This window comes from Kribbella sp. NPDC104740, from assembly GCF_055583505.1.
The window spans coordinates 240,412-260,301 of record NZ_JBVJNV010000004.1 but is presented as its reverse complement, the minus strand read 5'-3'; the positions used below and the strand labels follow the sequence as shown (position 1 = coordinate 260,301).

General features: G+C 70.9%; 22 protein-coding genes. 6 read left to right on the top strand and 16 right to left on the bottom strand.

The window, feature by feature from the left end:
• Positions 1-17: 17 nt before the first annotated feature.
• On the bottom strand, positions 18-1,274 hold the full coding sequence (locus ACZ6Z4_RS22250) for an RNA polymerase sigma factor (RefSeq protein WP_465567562.1): 1,257 nt from the start codon (positions 1,272-1,274) through the stop codon (positions 18-20).
• 135 nt (positions 1,275-1,409) lie between these two features.
• Here ACZ6Z4_RS22250 and ACZ6Z4_RS22245 point away from each other — a divergent pair, with 135 nt between their 5' ends.
• On the top strand, positions 1,410-1,784 hold the full coding sequence (locus ACZ6Z4_RS22245; protein ID WP_465567559.1) for a YciI family protein: 375 nt from the start codon (positions 1,410-1,412) through the stop codon (positions 1,782-1,784).
• On the opposite strand, the gene ACZ6Z4_RS22240 is transcribed toward ACZ6Z4_RS22245, so the two are convergent.
• Positions 1,777-2,598 carry an SDR family NAD(P)-dependent oxidoreductase gene (locus tag ACZ6Z4_RS22240; protein ID WP_465567556.1) on the bottom strand — a complete coding sequence of 274 codons (822 nt, stop codon included), beginning with the start codon at positions 2,596-2,598 and terminating at the stop codon, positions 1,777-1,779. The two genes, ACZ6Z4_RS22245 and ACZ6Z4_RS22240, sit on opposite strands and share 8 nt — an antisense overlap.
• Before the next feature lie 102 nt (positions 2,599-2,700).
• Between ACZ6Z4_RS22240 and ACZ6Z4_RS22235 the strand changes: the two genes are divergently transcribed.
• Positions 2,701-3,276, top strand: coding sequence for a TetR/AcrR family transcriptional regulator (locus ACZ6Z4_RS22235; protein ID WP_465567553.1), 576 nt, complete (start codon positions 2,701-2,703; stop codon positions 3,274-3,276).
• A gap of 58 nt (positions 3,277-3,334) precedes the next feature.
• Here the strand turns inward: ACZ6Z4_RS22235 and ACZ6Z4_RS22230 are convergent, their stop codons facing one another.
• The 3 genes from ACZ6Z4_RS22230 to ACZ6Z4_RS22220 all read right to left on the bottom strand — a co-directional run bounded on the left by ACZ6Z4_RS22230 (position 3,335) and on the right by ACZ6Z4_RS22220 (position 6,743).
• Positions 3,335-4,882 carry an LCP family protein gene (locus tag ACZ6Z4_RS22230; protein WP_465567550.1) on the bottom strand — a complete coding sequence of 516 codons (1,548 nt, stop codon included), beginning with the start codon at positions 4,880-4,882 and terminating at the stop codon, positions 3,335-3,337.
• Between the two features lie 128 nt (positions 4,883-5,010).
• Positions 5,011-5,793 carry an ABC transporter permease gene (locus ACZ6Z4_RS22225; RefSeq protein WP_465567547.1) on the bottom strand — a complete coding sequence of 261 codons (783 nt, stop codon included), beginning with the start codon at positions 5,791-5,793 and terminating at the stop codon, positions 5,011-5,013.
• On the bottom strand, positions 5,790-6,743 hold the full coding sequence (locus ACZ6Z4_RS22220; protein ID WP_465567544.1) for an ATP-binding cassette domain-containing protein: 954 nt from the start codon (positions 6,741-6,743) through the stop codon (positions 5,790-5,792). The genes ACZ6Z4_RS22225 and ACZ6Z4_RS22220 overlap by 4 nt, the downstream gene beginning before the upstream one ends.
• A gap of 107 nt (positions 6,744-6,850) precedes the next feature.
• Between ACZ6Z4_RS22220 and ACZ6Z4_RS22215 the strand changes: the two genes are divergently transcribed.
• Complete coding sequence (locus ACZ6Z4_RS22215; RefSeq protein ID WP_465567541.1) at positions 6,851-7,618, top strand: TetR/AcrR family transcriptional regulator; 768 nt, start codon at positions 6,851-6,853, stop codon at positions 7,616-7,618.
• A 169-nt stretch (positions 7,619-7,787) separates the two neighbouring features.
• Here the strand turns inward: ACZ6Z4_RS22215 and ACZ6Z4_RS22210 are convergent, their stop codons facing one another.
• From ACZ6Z4_RS22210 to ACZ6Z4_RS22200, 3 genes are read right to left on the bottom strand one after another with little or no spacing between them, the layout of a single operon-like run.
• On the bottom strand, positions 7,788-8,462 hold the full coding sequence (locus ACZ6Z4_RS22210; protein WP_465567538.1) for an SDR family NAD(P)-dependent oxidoreductase: 675 nt from the start codon (positions 8,460-8,462) through the stop codon (positions 7,788-7,790).
• A gap of 10 nt (positions 8,463-8,472) precedes the next feature.
• Positions 8,473-9,348, bottom strand: coding sequence for a hypothetical protein (locus tag ACZ6Z4_RS22205; RefSeq protein ID WP_465567535.1), 876 nt, complete (start codon positions 9,346-9,348; stop codon positions 8,473-8,475).
• Positions 9,349-9,377: 29 nt separating this feature from the next.
• A complete protein-coding gene (locus tag ACZ6Z4_RS22200; RefSeq protein ID WP_465567532.1) occupies positions 9,378-10,283 on the bottom strand; it encodes a GntR family transcriptional regulator in 906 nt (301 codons plus the stop codon).
• Positions 10,284-10,383: 100 nt separating this feature from the next.
• On the opposite strand from ACZ6Z4_RS22200, the gene ACZ6Z4_RS22195 reads away from it, so the two are divergent.
• Positions 10,384-11,589: an FAD-dependent monooxygenase gene (locus ACZ6Z4_RS22195; protein ID WP_465567529.1), complete on the top strand. Its 1,206-nt coding sequence runs from the start codon at positions 10,384-10,386 to the stop codon at positions 11,587-11,589.
• On the opposite strand, the gene ACZ6Z4_RS22190 is transcribed toward ACZ6Z4_RS22195, so the two are convergent.
• Positions 11,561-12,184 carry an HD domain-containing protein gene (locus ACZ6Z4_RS22190; protein ID WP_465567526.1) on the bottom strand — a complete coding sequence of 208 codons (624 nt, stop codon included), beginning with the start codon at positions 12,182-12,184 and terminating at the stop codon, positions 11,561-11,563. The genes ACZ6Z4_RS22195 and ACZ6Z4_RS22190 overlap by 29 nt on opposite strands.
• A gap of 113 nt (positions 12,185-12,297) precedes the next feature.
• Here ACZ6Z4_RS22190 and ACZ6Z4_RS22185 point away from each other — a divergent pair, with 113 nt between their 5' ends.
• The gene (locus tag ACZ6Z4_RS22185; RefSeq protein WP_465567523.1) at positions 12,298-13,284 is read left to right on the top strand and encodes a GlxA family transcriptional regulator; all 987 of its coding nucleotides are present in this window, start codon (positions 12,298-12,300) and stop codon (positions 13,282-13,284) included.
• Here ACZ6Z4_RS22185 and ACZ6Z4_RS22180 read toward each other — a convergent pair.
• Entirely contained in the window at positions 13,270-13,860 is a 591-nt protein-coding gene (locus ACZ6Z4_RS22180; protein WP_363665715.1) for a TIGR03086 family metal-binding protein, read from the bottom strand. The two genes, ACZ6Z4_RS22185 and ACZ6Z4_RS22180, sit on opposite strands and share 15 nt — an antisense overlap.
• Positions 13,861-14,120: 260 nt before the next feature.
• Positions 14,121-14,264: a hypothetical protein gene (locus ACZ6Z4_RS22175; protein WP_465567519.1), complete on the bottom strand. Its 144-nt coding sequence runs from the start codon at positions 14,262-14,264 to the stop codon at positions 14,121-14,123.
• Positions 14,265-14,351: 87 nt separating this feature from the next.
• Between ACZ6Z4_RS22175 and ACZ6Z4_RS22170 the strand changes: the two genes are divergently transcribed.
• Positions 14,352-14,915: an HhH-GPD-type base excision DNA repair protein gene (locus ACZ6Z4_RS22170; protein ID WP_465567514.1), complete on the top strand. Its 564-nt coding sequence runs from the start codon at positions 14,352-14,354 to the stop codon at positions 14,913-14,915.
• 32 nt (positions 14,916-14,947) lie between these two features.
• On the opposite strand, the gene ACZ6Z4_RS22165 is transcribed toward ACZ6Z4_RS22170, so the two are convergent.
• The 5 genes from ACZ6Z4_RS22165 to ACZ6Z4_RS22145 form a co-directional block, all read right to left on the bottom strand.
• On the bottom strand, positions 14,948-15,328 hold the full coding sequence (locus ACZ6Z4_RS22165) for a hypothetical protein (protein ID WP_465567511.1): 381 nt from the start codon (positions 15,326-15,328) through the stop codon (positions 14,948-14,950).
• Between the two features lie 20 nt (positions 15,329-15,348).
• A complete protein-coding gene (locus ACZ6Z4_RS22160; protein ID WP_465567508.1) occupies positions 15,349-17,439 on the bottom strand; it encodes an iron ABC transporter permease in 2,091 nt (696 codons plus the stop codon).
• Entirely contained in the window at positions 17,436-18,410 is a 975-nt protein-coding gene (locus tag ACZ6Z4_RS22155) for an ABC transporter substrate-binding protein (RefSeq protein WP_465567505.1), read from the bottom strand. Before ACZ6Z4_RS22155 ends, ACZ6Z4_RS22160 begins: the two co-directional genes overlap by 4 nt.
• Positions 18,411-18,417: 7 nt before the next feature.
• Entirely contained in the window at positions 18,418-19,242 is an 825-nt protein-coding gene (locus ACZ6Z4_RS22150) for an ABC transporter ATP-binding protein (protein ID WP_465567502.1), read from the bottom strand.
• Between the two features lie 75 nt (positions 19,243-19,317).
• The gene (locus tag ACZ6Z4_RS22145) at positions 19,318-19,488 is read right to left on the bottom strand and encodes a hypothetical protein (RefSeq protein ID WP_465567499.1); all 171 of its coding nucleotides are present in this window, start codon (positions 19,486-19,488) and stop codon (positions 19,318-19,320) included.
• Positions 19,489-19,890: the final 402 nt, after the last annotated feature.

Here is a 19,890-nt window from a genome sequence, read left to right as displayed (position 1 = left end):
GACCTCCGGAGAAAGTTTCAGCAGGCCGCGGCACGGTCGAGCAGCAGCGCCCGTTCCCGCGCGTTGCGGGTCAGCGAAGCGGCCCGTTCGAACTCGGCGCGCGCCTCGTCGAGCCGCCCGAGCTTGAACAGCAGGTCCCCGCGCACGCTCGGCAGCAGGTGGTAGTCCTTCAGCGCCGGTTCGTCGAGCAGCGCGTCGACCGCGACCAGCCCGTTCTCCGGCCCGAACGCCATCGAGATCGCGACCGCGCGGTTCAGCTCGACCACCGGCGACGGCACCACCTGCGCCAGTACGGCGTACAGGCCGGCGATCCGCGCCCAATCGGTGTCGTCGGCCTCGGCCGCTCGCGCGTGACAAGCGGCGATCGCGGCCTGCAGCACGTACGGGCCGGGCTCGCCGTCGAGCGCCCAGGCGCGGTCGATGCTCTCCAGGCCGCGCCGGATCAGCAGCCGGTCCCAGCGGCGGCGGTCCTGGTCGAGCAGCAGCACCGGCTCGCCGGCCGGGCCGACGCGGGCCTTCGCGCGGGACGACTGCAGCTCCATCAGCGCGAGCAGGCCGTGCACCTCGGGCTCCTGCGGCATCAGCTCGGCGAGCAGCCGCCCGAGCCGGATCGCCTCGTTGCACAGGCTCGGGCGCATCCAGTCGTCACCCGCGGTCGCGGAGTACCCCTCGTTGTAGATCAGGTAGACGACCTCGAGCACGGACCCGAGGCGGCTCAGCAGTTCGTCGCCGGTCGGGACCTCGAAGCCGACCTCGGCCTTCGCGAGGTTGCGCTTGGCGCGCACGATCCGCTGCGCGATGGTCGCCTCGGGGGCGAGGAACGCCCGCGCGATCTCGTCGGTCTTGAGCCCGCCGAGCAGCCGCAGCGTCAGGCTGACCCGGGCGTCGGTGGTGATCACCGGGTGGCACGCGGTGAACACCAGTCGCAGCAGGTCGTCCTCGATGGTGTCCTCGAGGATCGCCTCGACGTCGTCCTCGACCGAGTCGCCGTCGATCTCCAGCTCGTGGCCCAGCTCGGCGAGTTTGCGCTGGTAGGTCTCCTTGCGCCGGATCAGGTCGATCGCGCGCCGCTTGGCGATCGCCATCAGCCAGGCGCCCGGGTTCCGCGGTACGCCGGACTCCGGCCACTGCTCCAGCGCCGCGACCAGCGCGTCCTGGGCCAGCTCCTCGGCCAGCCCGACGTCGCGCACGATCCGCGCCACCCCGGCCACGATCCTGGCCGACTCGATCCGCCAGACCGCGTCGATCGCCCCGTGCGTGTCCGTCACCGTCACCCGACCGATAGAACAGCACCCCCGGGGTCACGGCAAGCGGCGTACCCGGAAATCTGTGCGCAGCAGCATGTCGATCTCGCGATGACCCGGTCGACGTGAGAGTAAGTGACCGACCGACGAACGAGGAGTCAGCAGATGCGCTACATGATCATCAACAAGGCCGACGAAGCCAGCGAGGCCGGGCGGATGGTGAGCGACCAGGTCGCCGCGAACGTCGGCGCGCTGGTCGACGACCTGTCCAAGGCCGGGGTCCTGCTCGTTGCCGAGGGCGTGCACCGCAGCGCGCTCGGCGCGCGGGTGAAGGTGACCGGCGGCAAGCGCACCGTGACCGACGGCCCGTTCGCCGAGACCAAGGAGCTGATCGGCGGCATCATCGTGGTCGAGGTCCGCAGCAAGGACGAGGCGATCGAGTGGGCCGCGCGGCTCGCGGAGGCGCTCGACCAGGAGGTCGAGGTACGGCGGGTCGTCGACGAGGCCGACTTCGGCCCGGACTCGGACCTGTTCACCTGAGCACGTCCTTCGTCAGCTCGTAGAGCCGGCGAGCGTCACCGGGATCGAACGTCGGCAACGACGGATCCACCGGCCGGTCGAGCGCCCGCAGGATCAGGCGCTCGGCCGGCTGCTCGTCCATCAGCGCGAGCGTCCCCCGGATGCTCTCCTCGGGCGACTTGGCGAACACCTTCCCGAGCGCCCGCGCGAAGAACCGGTGCGGCTGCGGCAGATGATTCGTGCCGCTGTTCGTGTACCAGGGCCTGAGCTGCAGGTACTTCGTCCGCCCGTCCGGGTGGTTCTGCAGGTAGTGCACCCCGAGCAGGTCGTTGGCGCGCCCGGCGCTGACCATCGCCTTCACCATCCCGTACTGACGAGCGAACTGCGGATCCGCCCAGTGCACCGCGCCCTTGGTGATCCCGGTCGCGCCGATGCTGACGATCAGCGGCGTGTCACCGCGTTCGAGCAGCGGCGTCAGCCGGTAGCCGAGGATGAACCGGCTGAGGTAGTACAGCGAGAACACGCCCTCGTACCCGTCGACCGTCTCGTACCGCTTCACGAACGGCATCAGCTGCGTCAGCACCAGCCCGTCGAGCGCGTCGTGCCTGGCCTCGATCTCGGCGACGACCCGATGGTTCTCCGCCACCGACCGCAGATCCGCGAGCACGAACCCGGCCCGCTCCCCCGCGCCGATCCCCGCCGCGTCGGCGAGGAACTGCTCGCCACGCTCCGGCGTACTGCCGATCACTGTCACCCGCGCGCCCTGCCGCAGGTGGTGCAGCGCGATCTCCCGCCCCATCCCGGTCGTTCCACCGGCCACCACGACGTTCTTCACCCGACACCTCCGCTCGTAAGTCATCGATCGATGACTTACGACGGGAGCCTAGGGTGGTGCGCGCTAACATGTCAACGATCGATGACTTGAGAGGACGGGGCGATGCCGCACAAACGGGACCGCGAGGCGACCCGGGCCCGGCTGCTGGACTGCGCGCGGGTGCGGTTCGCCAGGGACGGGTACGACGGCGCGAGCGTGCGTGACGTCGCCGGGGACGTCGGGGTCGACCCGGCGCTGGTCTTCCGGTACTTCGGCTCGAAGTCGGAGCTGTTCGCCGAGGCGATGGCGACCTCGAGCGCACCCGTCAAGCTGCCCGACGGCCCGGTCGAGGAGCTCCCGGCGAAGCTGCTCCGCAACCTGGTCTTCGAGGACTGGGCCGCGTACGCCGGCGAGCACCCGCTGATCGCGATGCTCCGCTCGGCCGGTCACGACGACATGCGCGACCGGGTCCGCGAACAGGTCTGCAACGGTTACCTCGGCGTCCTCCAGGAGCTTGCCGAGGGCAACGACGATGCCCAGCTGCGGACCGAGCTGTTCGCCGCCTGGCTGCTCGGCATCGGCATCCTGCGCACCGCCGTCGGCACCCCGAGCCTGGCCGAGGCGACCGAGCAGGACCTGCTACCGCACCTGAAGACCGTCAGCGAAGCGCTGTTCGGCCGCCCGATCCCGGTGGACTGAGCGCCCGACCCGGCGACGTCAGCCCCCGATCCGGCCGACCTCCCCCGATCCCTGTGGACTAAGGCGTGTCGCCCGACGGGTGGTAGGCGCACGCATCGCGCAGATCCTCCGTCGGACCCGCTGGCGGCGCGGCGGGAGTACCGGACTTGCCCGGCTTGCCGGGCGTCACCGGGGTGCTGGGCGGCGGCGCCGGGGTGTCGGCCGGGTCGTGCTCGAGGGCCTTCTCGATGGTTTCGCGCAGCCCGTCGTAGTCGGGGTGCAGGTACTTCATCTTCAGCTTCGACTGGTCGAGCGCGACGTTCGAGACCGTCCCGGACTTCACCTTCAGCGCCAGCTGGACCAGCGCGGGCAGCAGCTCCTGCGGGATGTCGGTGCGGAGCAGGTTCTTGCCGGCCCGGGCGATCGCCTGGTACTTCGTGACCAGGGTCTTCGGGTCGGCCGCGTCGACGATGCCCTTGATCGCGCAGCGCTGCCGGATCTGGCGCTGGTCGTCGTCCGCGCCGTACCGGCCGCGGGCGAACCAGAGCGCCTTGAACCCGTCCAGGTGCTGGTTCGGGCCCGGCTCGATCCACTGGCCGGGCGGGATGTGCGAGCTGCTGATGCCGCCCATCGCGACCCGCTCGTTGACGTTCACGGTGATCCCGCCGAGCGCGTCGACGATCTGGTCGAAGCCCTGCAGGTTGACCTGCAGGTAGTAGTCGATGTCCAACCCGGTCGCCTCGCCCACGGACTGCTTGACCACGTCGGCGCCCTCGTTGTCGGACGGGCCGAGGATCCCCGGGTGCGCCTCGGGGATGTTCTGGTACATCGCGGTCAGCATCCACTCCAGCCGCCCGGTCAGGCTCAGCCCTTCCTTGCCGAAACCGTTCGGGTAGAACTTGTGCAGCGGCGAGTCCTTCGGGAACGGCATGAACATCAGCTGCCGCGGCAGCGAGATCAGCGCCGTGTCACCCGTCCTGGTGTCGATGCTCGCGACGATCACGGTGTCGGTCCGGACACCGATCCGGCCCTTGCCGTCGTCGCCGCCGAGCAGCAGCAGGTTCAGCCGTGGTTTGTCCTCCCACGGGTCCTTCACGTTCACCGTCTCCGGCCGGGTCGCGCTCTTGCTCTCGTCCTGGGAGACGAACACGTTGGTGACCAGATCGCGCTGCGCGAGCACACTCTGTACGCCGACCGCCGCCGGCGCCGTGATCGCGAAGCAGAGCAGCCCGACGAAGACCGCCCCGGCGGCCCGCCCGGCCGGCCCACCCGTTGCCGGGCGCAACAACCGGTGCGAGGCGACGACCACGATCACCCAGCCGAGCGCGAGCGCGCCGATCGCGATCGCGGCCCCGAGCAGCCGGTTCGGGATCACCGACGACTCGACCACCTCGGCCCGGCGCCAGAACCCGACGTACAGGCCGAAGCCGACCAGCCCGAGGGTCAGGGTGAGCACGAACGCACCGATCCGGCGGCGGCCGCCGAGAATCAGCCCGGCCCCGGGCAGGATCGCGCTGACCAGTGTCAGCCCGAGCGACTGCGGCACGGTCCGGGCCCGGCTGTGCCGGCCGTCGGGACGCGCGTCGGTGTCTCCCGCGGCGCGGGTGGCGCGTGAACGACTCCCCATGGTTCCCCTGTCGATGCCCCGTGACCTGGGAAGCAGGTACCCAGGTCGCACACTGGTAGAGACGTTGGGCGGGGACGATCGGTTTACCTCGGGAAAAGTCTACTGGCTCACGTGCCACCCGCGGGGGTCTAGCGGGACAGGTTCCGGAACTTGCGGGCCGACAGCGGCAGGAACACGACCACCAGGAGTAGCGGCCAGATCACCGCACCGGCGAGCGCGTGCTCACCGATCCACGATCCGGCCGATCCGCCCGGGTTCCCGAACAGGTCGCGGGCCGCGGTCGCGGTCGACGACATCGGGTTCCACTGCGAGACCGCGCCGAGCCAGTCCGGCATCGTCGCGGTGTTCACGAACGCGCTGGACAGGAACCCGATCGGCCAGATCGCCACCTGGATCACGGTGATCGACTCCGCGTTGCGCACCGACAACCCGATGAAGATCCCGACCCAGAGCAGCGCGAACCGCAGCAGCAGGAGCAGCCCGAACGCCGCCAGCGCCTCGAGCGGCGATCCGTGCCAGCGCCAGCCGAGCGCGAGCCCGGTGCCGGCCAGGACCACCAGCGTGACCGCCGAGTCGAGCATGTCCGCGATGCACCGGCCCAGGACGACGGCCGCCGAGCTCATCGGCAGCGACCGGAACCGGTCGGTCACCCCCTTCGCCGCGTCGGTGGTGATCGCGGTCATCGTGCCTTCGAGCCCGAACAGCATCGCCAGCGTGAAGATCCCCGGCACCAGCAGCTCGTAGTACGACTCGCCGCCCGGCATCTCGATCGCACCGCCGAGCAGCGCGCCGAACATCAGCAGCATCAGCACCGGGAAGAACCAGCCGAAGATCACCAGTCCGGGCTGGTTGCGCCAGTGCGTCAGCGTGCGCAGCGCGATCGTCCAGCCGTCGGCGAGCGCCCACCTCATGCCGCCACCTCCGCTCCGGTCAGGTGCAGGAAGACCTCGTCCAGCGTCGGGCGTCTCAGCGTGATGTCCTCCGGTTCGATCCGTACGTCGCGCAGCGCGGTCGCCACGTCGACGAGTGCTCTCGTGCGGTCCTTCACCGGGACGCTGACGGTCAGGTCGTCGACCCGGATCTCCCCCTCGGCCAGCCGCTCGACCAGCCCGAGCACCACCGGCACGTCGTCGGGGTCGGCCAGGACCAGGTCCAGCCAGTCGCCACCGAGCTGCGCCTTCAGCTGGTCCGGGGTGCCCTCGGCAACGACCTTGCCCGCCTTGAGCATCGAGATCCGGTCGGCGAGCTGGTCGGCCTCCTCCAGGTACTGCGTGGTCAGCAGCACCGTCGTACCGGCCCGGACCAGGTCGCGGACCGCGGACCAGACCTCGCGCCGCCCGGCCGGGTCGAGCCCGGTGGTCGGCTCGTCGACGAACAGCAGCGCCGGGGCGACGATCAGGCTGGCGGCCAGGTCGAGGCGCCGGCGCATGCCGCCGGAGTACTTGCTCGCGGCCTGGTCCGCGGCGTCGTGCAGGGCGAAGCGGTCGAGCAGCTCGTCGGCGCGCTGCGCGGCCGCCCTGCGGGAGAGGTGGTTGAGGCGGCCGAACAGCACCAGGTTCTGGCGGCCGGTGAGGATCTCGTCGACCGCGGCGTACTGGCCGACCAGGCCGATCCGTTTCCGGACCTCCTGGCCCTGGCGGCTTACGTCGTACCCGGCGACGGTCGCGACGCCGGAGTCCAGGTCGAGCAGCGTGGACAGGATCCGGACCGCGGTGGTCTTGCCGGCTCCGTTCGGGCCGAGCAGTCCCACCACCGACCCGGCCGCCACCTCGAGGTCGAACCCGTTCAGGCCCGCCCCCTCGGTGCCGCCGGGGTAGTTCTTGCGCACGTCGTCGGCGACGATCACGCGTTCTGCAGTCACTTCCACCTCGTTCTCGAGTTGTTCCGTACGGTTTTGGTACGGCGTACCGTACACCGTACGACTCAGGTACGATCGGGTCAACGACGAGCGGTTGGAGTTTGTTCCCGGTGAGTGCAAAGAAGTCCGCGGCGCCCGATCCGGCGCGCAGTCTGGCCCTGCTCTGGGGCAGCCACAGCAAACCCGGGCGCTCCGGGCTGACCGTGCGCGCGATCGTCGACGCGGCCATCGGGCTCGCCGACGCCAACGGGCTGGAGGCGGTCTCGATGCGGATGGTCGCCGAGCAGCTCAAGGCCGGGACGATGTCGCTCTACACGCACGTCCCGGGCAAGGGCGAACTGACCGACCTGATGTTCGACAGCGTGTACGCCGACCTGTACGCCGACGTCGACGAGCCGGCACGGCAGAGCGGATGGCGGGCGGGGATGGAGTTCGTCGCGCTGCGGAACTGGGAGGTGCTGATGGCGCATCCCTGGATCCACGAGGTGCCGGCGATCCGGAGCGCGCTCGGGCCGAACATCACGCTCAAGTACGAGGCCGAGCTGCGCCCGCTGGACGGGTCGGGGCTGAGTGACGTCGAGATGGACTCGGCGCTCACGCTCGTCCTCACGCATGTGCAGGGGACGGCGCGGGGAGCCGCGGAGCATCAGCGGACGCAGCAGGAGACCGGGCTGACCGATGAGGAGTGGTGGCTGACGACTGGGCCACTGCTCGATCGGTACATGGCTGGGCTGGCCGATCGTTTTCCGGTCGCCGGGCGGGTGGGGACGGCGGCGGGTGAGCAGTTCCAGGCGGCGATGGATTCGGACCACGCGTTCCGGTTCGGGTTGGACCGGATCCTGGACGGGATCCAGTTGCTGATCGACTCGCGGAGCTGAACCCGCGCCCTTCGGGCGCGGGTGGAGAAGAAGAGCGGGGGACGGGAGCCCGGGGACCGGGAGCCCGGGGGACGGGAGCCCGGGGGACGGGAGCCCGGGGGACGGGAGCCCGGGGGCCGGGAGCCCGGGGGCCGGGAGCCCGGGGGCCGGGGGAGCTTGCTCGCTCCGCTCACATCGGGATGTGAGCTCCGGTGATCGCGTCGGAGTCGACCAGGAAGTGGATCGCCTTGGCGATCCGGCTCGGCGGGGTCCAGTGGGTGGTGTCGGCGTTCGGGCGGGACGCGCGGTTGGCGGGGGTGTCGATGGTGCCGGGCAGGATCGTGTTCACCCGGATGTGGTCGGCGGCGTACTCGACGGCGAGGGCGTCGGCGAAGGCGATCACGCCGGCCTTCGAGGTGATGTAGCCGGCCGCGCCGGGGAACGGTTTGAGCGCGGTCTGGCTCGACGTACAGACGATCGCGCCGCCGCCGTTCGCGATCAGGTGCGGGACGGCGACCTGGGTGATCAGGTAGAGCGGGCGCAGGTTGAGCGTCAGCTGCCGCTCGAAGTCCTCGACCGGCGTCTCGTGGACGCGCTTGCCGGAGTCGAACCCGCCGACGAGGTTCACCAGCGCGTGCAGCGGCGCGGACTCGTCGGAGGTCGCCAGCGCGACGACATCGGCCGCACCGGCCGGGTCGGACAGATCCGCGAGCACCGGAGCGAGTCGTTCGTTCGCCCCGAGCGCCGCGAGCGACTCCTCACTCCGACCCGGTACGACGACCCGCCACCCGCCGGCCAGCAGCTCGGCCGTCACCGCCCCACCCAGCCCACCGGTGCCCCCGGCAACAATCACAGTGCGCGTCATTCAACGCAGTTTACTCGGGGAGCGCCAGCGTGCGGCCGGCGTCTCGGGCCGCGTTGATCGACCTGGTGAACGTGTCCTTCAGCGCGGCCGCTTCGTCCGAGAATCCCTGGACCAGCGCCGTGTCCCCGGCCGGTTCCGTCCGGGCGAGCAGCTCGATGTAGCGGTCGCCGTCCTCCAGCGCCGCCTCGGCGCGCAGCGCGGCGTCCGCGGAGCGCACCCGGTCGGCGTACTGTTCCAGCAGCTCGACCTTCCGCTTGATCGCATCGACCGACCGCGACAGCGCCCGACGCTGCGGACCGAGCACCGCCTCCAGCTCCGCCGTCGCCATCCCGCGCGCGACCTCCTGCTGCCGCGCCCGCAGGACGGACTGCTCGTGCAGCACCTGCCCGATGTCCCACAGCTGCTCCGGCAGGACCAGCTCGTTCTGCATCTCGTCGAGCAGCCCGCGCTGGGTGACCGTTGCCCCCAGCACCGTTTTCACGGCCCGCTGCGCCCGCCCGAGCAGCTTGCCCGACGGCTCGTCGAAGTCCTCGGCCAGCAGGTACTTCCCGTGCTGCTGCCGGACCTGCTTGCGCCCGCCGTCCTCGACCACCGACCGCACCACGATCCCGCCGGTCGCGACCACCGCGACGACAGCGAGTGACACCGCGGCCCACGCCGCGACGTCGGTCGGCAGCGCGAGCGCCAGGACGATCACCGCGAGCGTCCACCCGCCGACGCAGACCGCGAGCCAGACCAGCATCGTGCCGAAGGTGTTGCCGGGCGCCTCCGACCACGACGTACTGCGCTTCGGCCGCGGCTGACCGGCGGGCACAAACAGCTCGGGCCTGCGCTCGAACAACCGGCGTACCGCGATCGGCACGCCCGGCGCGAACACCGGATCCATCGCCACCTCCACCCTTCGGTCGACGACACTCAGCGTAGCCGCGCCCGTACCGGTTCGAGGCGCGCGCCCAGCCCGTCGAGCACCAGTTGCAATCCGAACTCGAACAACTGGTCCAGATCGAAGTCGAAGTCGAACTCCTCCCCCAGCGCCCGGAACCCCGCCAGCCCACCAGCCAGTACGGCGAGCCGCTCCGCTTGCTCACCGGCCCACTCGTCCGCGGTCATCCCGGTGTCCTGCTCGGCCAGCGCTTCGGCCTCGAGGTTGAGCGCGACCCCGCGCACGTACCCGAAGACCGTGATCGCGGCGTACATCGCCGTACTCGGATCGACGCCGAAGCTCCCGACAGCCCGCAGGACGACGTCGGTGTGCGACAGCAGACTCGGCAGCAGCTGCGGCCGCCCGATCGTCACCGCCCCCGCGAGCCACAGGTGCTTCCGGTACGCCGACCACTGCAGCCGCGCGGCGGCCTCGATCGCCGCCCGCCAGCCCGCTGGTTCGTCGGACGGCAGCGGGAAGTCCGCGAGCGCCCGGTCGACCATCTGCAGCACCAGCGCGTCCTTGCCGCCGACGTGGCGATAGAGCCCCATCGTCGACACACCAAGCTCGCTCGCGATCCGCCGCATCGACAGCGCGGCGAGCCCCTCAGTGTCGGCGAGCGCGATCGCGACCCGGACCACCTCGTCGCGGCCGAGCGCCGGTTCGCCGGCCCGGGCCGCCGTCCGCCGGGCCTGCCCGACGACCGTACCGACGCCGGGCCGCGCGTGCACGAGCCCTTCGGACTGCAGCGTCGTGAGCGCCTTCGTCGCGGTCGCCATCGCGACGCCGTACTCGCGCATCAGCTCGCGCGTCGACGGGACGCGCGCACCGCGCCCGAGCTCGCCGGTGCTGATCCGCAGCCGCAGCGCGGCGGCGATCTGCTGGTACGGCGCCGTCATCCGCCCTCCTCAGGGGTGCCCTAGTGCACGTGGACGCCGACTCGACCGCTCCGGCATCGTGCTGCGTACACCGTACAGCGCACTACCCCCGGGAGACACCATGAAGGTACTGATCAGCGGCGCCGGGATCGCCGGGCCGGCCCTCGCGTACTGGCTGCAGCGCGCCGGGTTCACGCCGACCGTCATCGAGCTCGCGGCCGCGCCGCGGTCGGGCGGGCAGACCGTCGACGTCCGCGGCGTCGCGCGGGACGTCGTCGAGCGGATGGGCCTGATGCCCGCCGTCAAGGCGCGGCGGCTGCACGAGAAGGGAATGGCCTACGTCCGCGCCAACGGCAAGCGGGCCGCGGCGCTCCCGGCCGAGCTGCTCGACGGCGCCGGGCCGGTCGCCGAGATCGAGATCCTGCGCGGCGACCTGTCCGCGATCCTGCTCGCGGCGACGCCGGACGTCGAGTACCTGTACGGCGACTCGATCGCCGCGCTGGCGCAGTCGGCGGACGGCGTACGGGCGACGTTCCGGAGCGGGACCGTGCGGGACTTCGATCTCGTCGTCGGCGCGGACGGGGTGCACTCGCGGGTGCGGGCGCTCGCGTTCGGGCCGGAGAGCGAGTTCGTGCAGCACCTCGGCGGGTACGGGTCGTACTTCACGATGCGAGCGCCGGAGGACCTCGACGGGTGGATGAAGGTGCACACCGCGCCCGGGGGCCGGTGGGTGGGGCTGCGGCCGGATCACGATCCGCGGTTCGTGCGGGCGTTGCTCAGCTTCCGGTCGCCGGAGCTCGCCTTCGACCGGCACGACATCCCGGCGCAGAAAGCGTTGCTGCGCAAGGTCTTTCGAGGCGCCGGCTGGTACACCCGAGAGGTGCTCGACGGGATGGACGCCGCCGACGACTTCTACCTCGACAGCACCAGCCGGGTCGTCGTCCCCGAGTGGTCGCGCGGCCGGGTCGTGCTGCTCGGCGACGCCGGGTACTGCGGGTCGCCGCTGGCCGGGCACGGGACGGCGATGTCGCTGGTCGGCGCCTACGTGCTCGCCGGGGAGCTTGCCGCGAGCAACGATCATCGACGCGCGTTCCCGGCGTACCAGGACGTGATGCGCGAGTACGTCGTACAGCGCAGCGCCCTGCCGCCGGGCGGGATCGCGATGGCGATGCCGAGGACCGCGCTCGGGATCCGCGCCCGGGACCTGATGACCGCGACGATGACGTCCCGGCCGTTCCGCGGCGTGCTGGCCAAGGCCGCCGCGGACCAACCGGACGCGATCGAGCTGCGTGACTACCTCACTCCGGCCACTCCGAGCCGAGGATGACGTCGACGAAGTTCGTCCGCTCGAACCCCGGTACGAACCGGTCGAGCACGTCGGCCTTCACGTTGCCGAAGGTGGTCGCCGGGCGGTGCTCGATGCCCGCGGTGAACGCGTGCAGGATCCGGTTCTTGAAGTCCGGACGCGGGTGCGCGGCAACGATCTCGGCGCGCTCGGCGGCGGTGATCCGGTCCAGGCCGAGCCCGAGCACATCGGCCTCGACACCGCGGGTGACCAGCGCGATCTCCGGCTGCATGTGCAGCGGGACCTCGGGCGTCGTGTGCAGCGCGATCGCCGTCCAGACCGCCTGGACGTCGGCGTCGGCGATGCCGTTGCCGCGCAGGAAGTCGGCGGCCGCGTCGGCGCCGTCGATCTCGAACCGCTGCTGGGAATCGCGGTACCCGGCGGTCAGGCCGAGGTCGTGGAACATCGCCCCGACGTACAGCAGCTCCGGGTCGTAGCTCAGGTCGCGGCCGTGCAGCGCGCCGAACAGGTACACCCGGCGCGAGTGGTCGTACACCAGGTCGTCGGTCACGTCGCGAACCAGCTCGGTCGCCGCGGTGGCGAGCTTGCTGTCCGGGATCTCGATTCCTGCGATCACTGTGGTCAGCCTCCTTCTTCGATCGGTTTCCTCCAGCGTGACGCGGCGCGGGCGTCCGGCGTACGGGCGATCCGGACGGGTCGCCCACGGATCCGGACACGCATACTGCTGGGGTGGAACGCGTTGTCGTGGTGGTCGTGTACGACGGGGTCCGGCTGCTCGACGTGACCGGGCCGCTGGAGGTCTTCGCCGTCGCCAACGAGCAGGGCGGCGGGGCGTACCGGTCGGTGATCGCTTCGCCGGACGGTCGCGACGTGGTCGCCAACACCGGGACGCGGCTGGGCGTCGACGTGAGCCTGGCGGACGTGGACGCGCGGGGTGCGACGCTGGTGGTGCCGGGTGGGCCGAACTGGTTGCACACGATCAGCGATGCGGGGTTGCTGGCTTCGATCCGGGCGCTCTCGGCTCAGTCCGCGCGGACGGCGTCCGTTTGTGCTGGGGCGTTCGCTCTGGCGGCGGCGGGGTTGCTCGACGGGCGCCGGGCGACGACGCACTGGGAGCTCGCGGACCAGCTCGCGCTGCGGTTTCCCGCCGTACGGGTGGACAGCGACGCGATCTTCGTCCAGGACGGGCCGGTCATCACGTCAGCGGGAGTGACGTCGGGGATCGATCTGGCGTTGGCGCTCGTCGAGGCCGATCTCGGATCTGCTGTGGCGCGGCTGGTCGCCAAGCATCTGGTGGTGTTCTTGCAGCGGCCTGGTGGTCAGTCGCAGTTCAGCGTGCGGCTGAGCGCTGGTCAGGCGCGGCACGAGCTGGTGCGGGGTGTGCTCGACTCGATCACTGTGGATCCCGCTGGGGACCACAGCCTGACCGCGCTCGCTTCACGGGCCGGCGTCAGCGAGCGGCATCTGACGCGGCTGTTCAACGACGAGGTCGGTACGACGCCCGGCCGCTTCGTCGAGAAGGTCCGGGTCGAGGCGGCGCAGCACCTGCTCGAGGCGACGACGGATCCGCTGGACGTGATCGCCCGGCGTACGGGCCTGGGGACCGCCGAGACGCTGCGGAGGGCGTTCACCCGAGTCCTCGGCATCAGCCCCGGCGCGTACCGCAACCGCTTCCACACCAGCGGGGTGGTCACGTCAGCCTCAGTCGAGCGGTGAGACCCAGTCCGGGTTGCGCCCGAGCAACGCCAGCAACGTCTCGAAGTCGCCGGCCTCACCAGGCACCTTGACTGCCCGATCGAACGCAGCCCCCGGCCCCCGGCTCCCCTCGGTGTCCGGAATCCGCCGCGCGAGACTGAGCGCCATCTCCACCATGTCCACCGGCGGCTCGTACGGCACGTCGATCGCCCGCGCCAGATCCCACGCGTGCACCACACAGTCGAGCTGGTGAAACGTCAGCGCCACCCGCCGCGGAAACGTCCCGAACTCCCGCACCTCGATCGGCCGATCCAGCGCCCCACCATCAGCGAACGCCTCCGCCACCTTCACGTTCGACCGCCGGTAGGCACCGGCCGGGTTGTCCCCCAGCCGCCCACCGTTCCAGGTCTGCACCGGAGCCGACCCGTTCGCCGCCGCAGCCGCAAACCCCTCGTTGTCACTCACGATGTGCCGCAACAGCCCGCGCACAGTCCAGTCCGGACAAGGCGTCGGAAACCAGAGCTGCTCAGCCCGAACCTGCATCACCACTTCCCCCAGCACCGCACCAGCCCGCCGGTCCAGATCCCGAATATCCACCCAAACCCCTCCCGTAGCCGCCCAGCCGAGCATAGGCCCGCCCTCCCGCGCCCACGGGAAACCGGCCGAGATCCACGGGTTAACCCGCACGCACAGGGCGGTGGCACCCCTGGCGCTGCCCGCGCCGTACTACCCGGCGCTCCCGGCCGGGGTACTAAAGCGCACCTACCTCCAACACCGCCTTCCGGCCGCAGCGGCCTCAACCACAGCCGACCTCCCCGGCCGCATGCCCGCCGACCTGTACGCCGTACGAACGAAACTCAGCCGCCCACAACCCCCGTCGCGATGTCCTGCTCCACGTTCCGCCCACCGTCAGGATCCAGCACCGGCGTCCCCGGGTGCGTGCTGACCGTGTCCTCGAGGCGGATCGGGTCCGGCAGCCGCGTGTAGTCAGGCTCGCTCATCAGAACCTCCGAGAATCAGGCCACCTGGAGCTCCCAGTGTGCCCGCCCTCGGGCTCGGGCGGGAAGGATGCATGCGACCATGGCCTCATGGGCTTCCAGATCGCCAACGAACCCGAGGCCGACAAGGTCCTCGACCAGTACCCGTTCGCCGTCCTGGTCGGCATGATGCTCGACCAGCAGTACGGCATGGAGCACGCCTTCCGCGGCGGCTACAAGGTCCTCAGCCGCTTCGGCAACCTCGACCCGGCAGCGATCGCCGCCGCTGACCCCGAGGAGTTCAAGGCGCTCTGCAGCACTCCCCCGGCGATCCACCGCTTCCCCGGCTCGATGTCGGCCCGCCTGCAGGAGCTCGCGGCGCTGATCGAGTCCAAGTACGACGGCGACGTCACCCGCCTGTGGACCGAACCGGACACCGGCAAGGAACTCCTCAAGCGCGTCCAGGAACTCCCCGGCTTCGGCAAGCAGAAGGCGCAGATCTTCGTCGCCCTCCTCGCCAAGCAACTCGGCATCAAGCCCACCGGCTGGGAGGCCGCCGCCGGCGACTACGCCCTCGACGGCTACCGCTCGGTCGCCGACGTCGTCGACGCCGACTCCCTCCTGAAGGTCCGCGAGTACAAGCAGGCCAAGAAGGCCGCCGCCAAGGCGACCTGACCACCGGTACGCCGTACCGCCCGCGCCCTACCTCACCCAAGCTCCCCGACCGCGGCCACACCCCGCCCCGACTTCGGGCACACCCACACCGCGCTGTCCTCGACGACCCGCGCCTCCACCGGATGCGCCCCCGGGTGCTCCCCACACTCCGGCCAACTGGTCGACAACCCAGCCAGCCACAGCTCCTCCACCACAAACTCCTGCACCTGATCCGCCACATGCTGCACCAGCTCGGCCCCACTCATCTCCCGAGGCGCCAGCAAACCCGTCCGCGCAGGCCACTGCGCCGACAACAGCACCACCGACTCGTACGCCGGATCCGCGCTCACCGGCTCGTCCGACACCCGCAGCGTCAGCCCACCGGTCCGCTCGAGATCCCGCACCACCAGCCGCAGCGCCGAGGCAAGGTCCATGCACCAAGCCTAGAAGGACCTCACAGCTTAGTCGTGCGAGTTCTCCACAGCAGGTACACGAAGTACGGCGCCCCGATCATCGCGGTCAGCAGCCCCGCGGGGATCTGGGCCGGCGCCAGCAACGTGCGCCCCAACGAGTCGGCCACAGAAACCAGTACCGCGCCAAGCAGCGCCGCGACCGGCAGCAGCCGCGAGTGTCGCCCGCCGACCAGCGCTCGCGCGGCATGCGGCGCGACCAGACCCACGAAACCGACCACCCCGATCGCCGACACCGCCGCCGAGGTCAGCAGCGCCGAAGCAGCCAGCGCCAGCAACCGTGTCCGCTCCAGCCGGACCCCGAGGATCCGCGGCACATCGTCGTCCAGCGACAGCAGGTCGAGCTCGCGCCGAGCGAGCACGACCACCGGCGTCAGCACGAGCAGCGCCGCCGTCACCGGGATCACCTGCGGCAGCGTCCGCCCGTACGTGCTGCCGGACAGCCACGTCATCGCCATCGAGATGTTCCACGGGTCGGTGTAGACGATGACGAAGGTGATGACCGCGGTCGTCGCCGAGGAGACGCCGACCCCGATCAGCACCAGCCGGTCCGAACTGAGCCCACCCCTCCAGGAGACCAGGTAGACCAGCGCGAAGGTGCCCAGCGCGGCCGCGGAGGCGACGCCGGACAGGAGCCAGATGCCGGCCGCGGGGACCAGCATCAGCGTGACGACGGCGCCGACTCCGGCGCCGCCGGTGATGCCGAGGATGCCGGGTTCGGCCAGCGGGTTGCGGCAGACCGCCTGGACGGTCGCGCCGGCGATCGCCAGCGCGGCGCCGCACAGCACCGCCGACAGCACCCGCGGGAACCGCTGGTCCAGCACGAACGTGATCGCCCGGCCGGAGCGGCCGTTGACCCAGTTCACGATGTCGCCCGTGCGAAGGAACGCGTCGCCCGCGAGCATCGCCAGCACCAGCGCGGCGACGAGCAGCACGGACAGCACCACGACGACGATCACGAACGTACGCCGGCTCCGCAGCCCGGACGACGCGCTGGCCGGCGTACGGCTCGGGCCGGAGTCGCGGTACCGCCGCGCGAGCCAGACCAGCACGATCGCGCCGACGAGCATCGTCATGATGCCGGTCGGGATCTCCACGCCGGCTTGCCCACCGAGCACAGCGCGCAGTACGACGTCGGCCGCGAGCACCACCAGGATCCCGGCGAGCCCGGACAGCGGCAGCAGGACCCGGTGCCGCATCAGCCCGGGCACCAGCGGCGCGACGAGCCGCACGAGCACCGGCGCCACCAGTCCGACGAAGCCGACCGGCCCGGCGACCGTGACAGCGGCCGCCGAAAGCATGACGGTGACGAGCGTGATCAGCACCCGCGTACGGCGTACGCGAACTCCCAGCACCGAAGCGGTGTCGTCGCCGAGCGAGAGGATGTCGAGCCGCGACGCCAGCCACAGCGCGGCGACCAGCGACACCACGACGATCGGCGTCATCTGCCCGACCGCGTCGAGATCGGTCTGGACGAGCGTCCCGGCCCCCCACGCGAACGTGCCGACCGTCTCCTCGCGGCGCAGCAGCATCAGCAGCGTCGTCACCCCGGACAACGCCATCGCCACCGCCGACCCGGCGAGGATCAGCAGCGTCGGCCCCGACGTACCACCGGCCGACAGCGCAAGCACCAGTACGGCGGCCGCCAGCCCGCCCGCGAACGCGACCCCGCCCGCCGGCAGCACCGGCAGGTTGATCCCGAACGCGGCGACCACCACGACCGCCAGGTACGCGCCCGCGTTGACGCCGAGGGTGTCCGGCGAGGCGAGCGGGTTCCGGGCCAGCGACTGCAGCCCCGCACCGGCGACGCCGAGCGCGAGCCCGACCAGTACGCCGGCCAGCAGCCGCGGCAGCCGCGACGCGATCAGCACGTTCGCCGAGTTGTCGGTGCCCTGGCCGATCACCAGCCGGAGCAGGTCCCCGGCGCCGACCGACGAGGTGCCCTGGGTGATGTGCACCCCGGCCAGTACGACGACCGCGGCCAGGGCGATCACGAACACCCCGGCGACGCGGATCCGTCGTACCGGCTGGAGGGCCTCGGCGACCTGCGGCCGCTCGGTGGTCAGCTGGGTCAAGAGGTGACTGCCTGCACCGTGGCGTCGATGAACTGCTCGGTCGACTTCGGCCCGCCGAACATCCAGATCCCGTCGGACAGGCGGTGCACGCTGTTGGACTTCACGAACGGCAGGTTCTTCCAGATCGCGTTCTTCGACAGGTCGCCGCCGAACACGTCACCGCCGTCGCTGGTCGAGGCGATGTAGAGGAAGCTGCCGTCGCCGAGCTTGGTCAGCCCCTCGATGTCGGTCTGCGCCAGGCCGTAGTCGGGGTCGCCGGAGCCGGTCCAGTTGTTCTTCAGGCCGAGCTCGACCGCGACCGCGCCGAGCAGCGAGCCGGTGGTGAACATCCGGATCGAGATCGTGCTGCCTTCCTTGTAGCCGTCGGCCATCGTGAAGCCCTCGCCGGCCTTGCCCGCGTCGGCGATCTTCTTCTTGCCGTCGGCAACGGCCTGGTCGAAGGCGGCGTTCGCCTCGGTGGCCTCCTCGGACTTGCCGATCGCGGCGCCGACCAGCTCCAGGTTCTTCTTCATCTGCGGGATCGCGTTCTTGGCGTCCGCACCCCGGACGACGAGCACCGGCGCGGCCTTCTCCATCTGCGCGATGGTGCTGGCCGACTCGTCGGTGGTGGTGATGATGAGATCGGGGTTCAGGGCAACGATCGCGTCGACGCTGGACTCACCGCGGGTCCCGACGTCCTTGACCCCGGCGTCGAGCTTGGCCGCGGTCACCCAGGTCGTGTAGCCCTTCACGTCGGCGACGCCGACCGGCTGCACGCCGAGCGTGATCAGGTTCTCGATCACGCCCCACTCCAGGCCGACGACCTTGGTCGCGGGCTTGGGCAGGTCGATCTTCTTGTTCCGGGCGTCGGTGACCGAGACCGGCTGGGCGGCGGCGGAGCTGTCCGCCTGCGGCTCGGCCGCCGGCTCGCTCGTGCCGCAGGCGGTCAGCGCGAGCAGCAGGCTCGCGGCCAGGACGGTGACTCTTCTCATCGGGACCTCAGATGTGGTTTTGAAGGACGTGCCGGTGCAGGTGCCTGCCGACCGGCTGGGTGCTGATCCGCCCGGTGGCCGGGTCGGTGCTGACGTCGATCCGGATCCCGTAGGTCTCGGTCAACGCCGCCGCCTGCAGGACCTCGGCCGGCGTACCGGTCGCCCGGACCCGGCCCTGGTCGAGCAGGACGATCCGGTCGGCCACGTCGGCCGCCTGGTTCAGGTCGTGCAGTACGACGCCGACGGCCACCCCGTGCTCGTCGGCGAGATCGCGCATCAGGTCGAGGATCTCGATCTGGTAGCGCAGGTCGAGAAAGGTGGTCGGCTCGTCGAGCAGCAGGACACCGGTGTCCTGCGCCAGACAGGTGGCCAGCCAGACCCGCTGCAGCTCACCACCGGACAGCTCGTCGACGGCCCGCTCAGCCATCGCGGTGACCCCGGTGACGTCCATCGCGTGCTCGATCGCCGCATTCCCGTCCGGGTCGTCGCTGCGCCACCGCCCGCGGTACGGGTGCCGGCCATAACCGACGACGTCGCGCACACTCACCCCGTTCGGCGTCGGCCGCGACTGCGAGAGCAGCGTCACCTTCCGCGCGAACTCCTTCTGCGAGAGCGCCAGCGCGTCCTCCCCGTCCGCGAACCGCACGGTCCCCGCGTCGGGCTTGTGCAACCGCGCCATCGCCCGCAGCAGCGTCGACTTCCCACTCCCGTTCGGCCCCACCAGCGCCGTCACCGCCGCCGGCACGATCCCGAGCCCGGCGTCGTCCACCACCAACCGCCCGTGGTACCCCAGCCGCAACCCGGCGCCCGTCAGCCCCACCGACTCTCGCATGGCCGCAGGATAGCCTTACCTAACCACCGATGTCAGCTTCGCAGAACGTGATCAAGCCTTCACGCCAAGGGTGTTTCAGCCCGCCCAGGGGTGAGCTCCCTGGCGCAGCACGACCAGCTCGGCCGGTTGCTCAACCGGCCACAGATCAATCCGGTAGAAGAAATAGTCACCAGGGTCGCCGTCCTCGTCGGGGACCTTCGGCAGCGGCAGGTACGAGACCCGAGCCCGGAGCAGCCCAGCCGGCACGGCAAGGTCGGGCCGTCGTACACCGACGGGCTGGACAGCGTGAGCTCGCCGCCTGGGACATCGAGATCAGCCTCCACGGCATGCTCAGCAGCCGCCTCTGTCGTCAGGGCAGCCGGGTGGAGTGCGATGAATCCCTCGATGACGTCCGCCCGCGCAGTCCCTACCGCAACCGAGTGCGACTCGAGCCCGATCCGGTGCCAGTGCAACGCCTCATCCGTCCAGCCCGCCGGCGGCAGATCAGGATCTGTCGCAGCGCCCTGCATCCACGCATCGTGCGCAGGCAGATCCTGTAGATAGAACTGGTAGTTCCCCGCTGCAATCTCAAATCTCACCGGCGCAGGCTACCGGCGAGAGGCGTGCTCTACAGCACTCGAGCAGCCTCTGAAGGTCGGCCGCCACAAC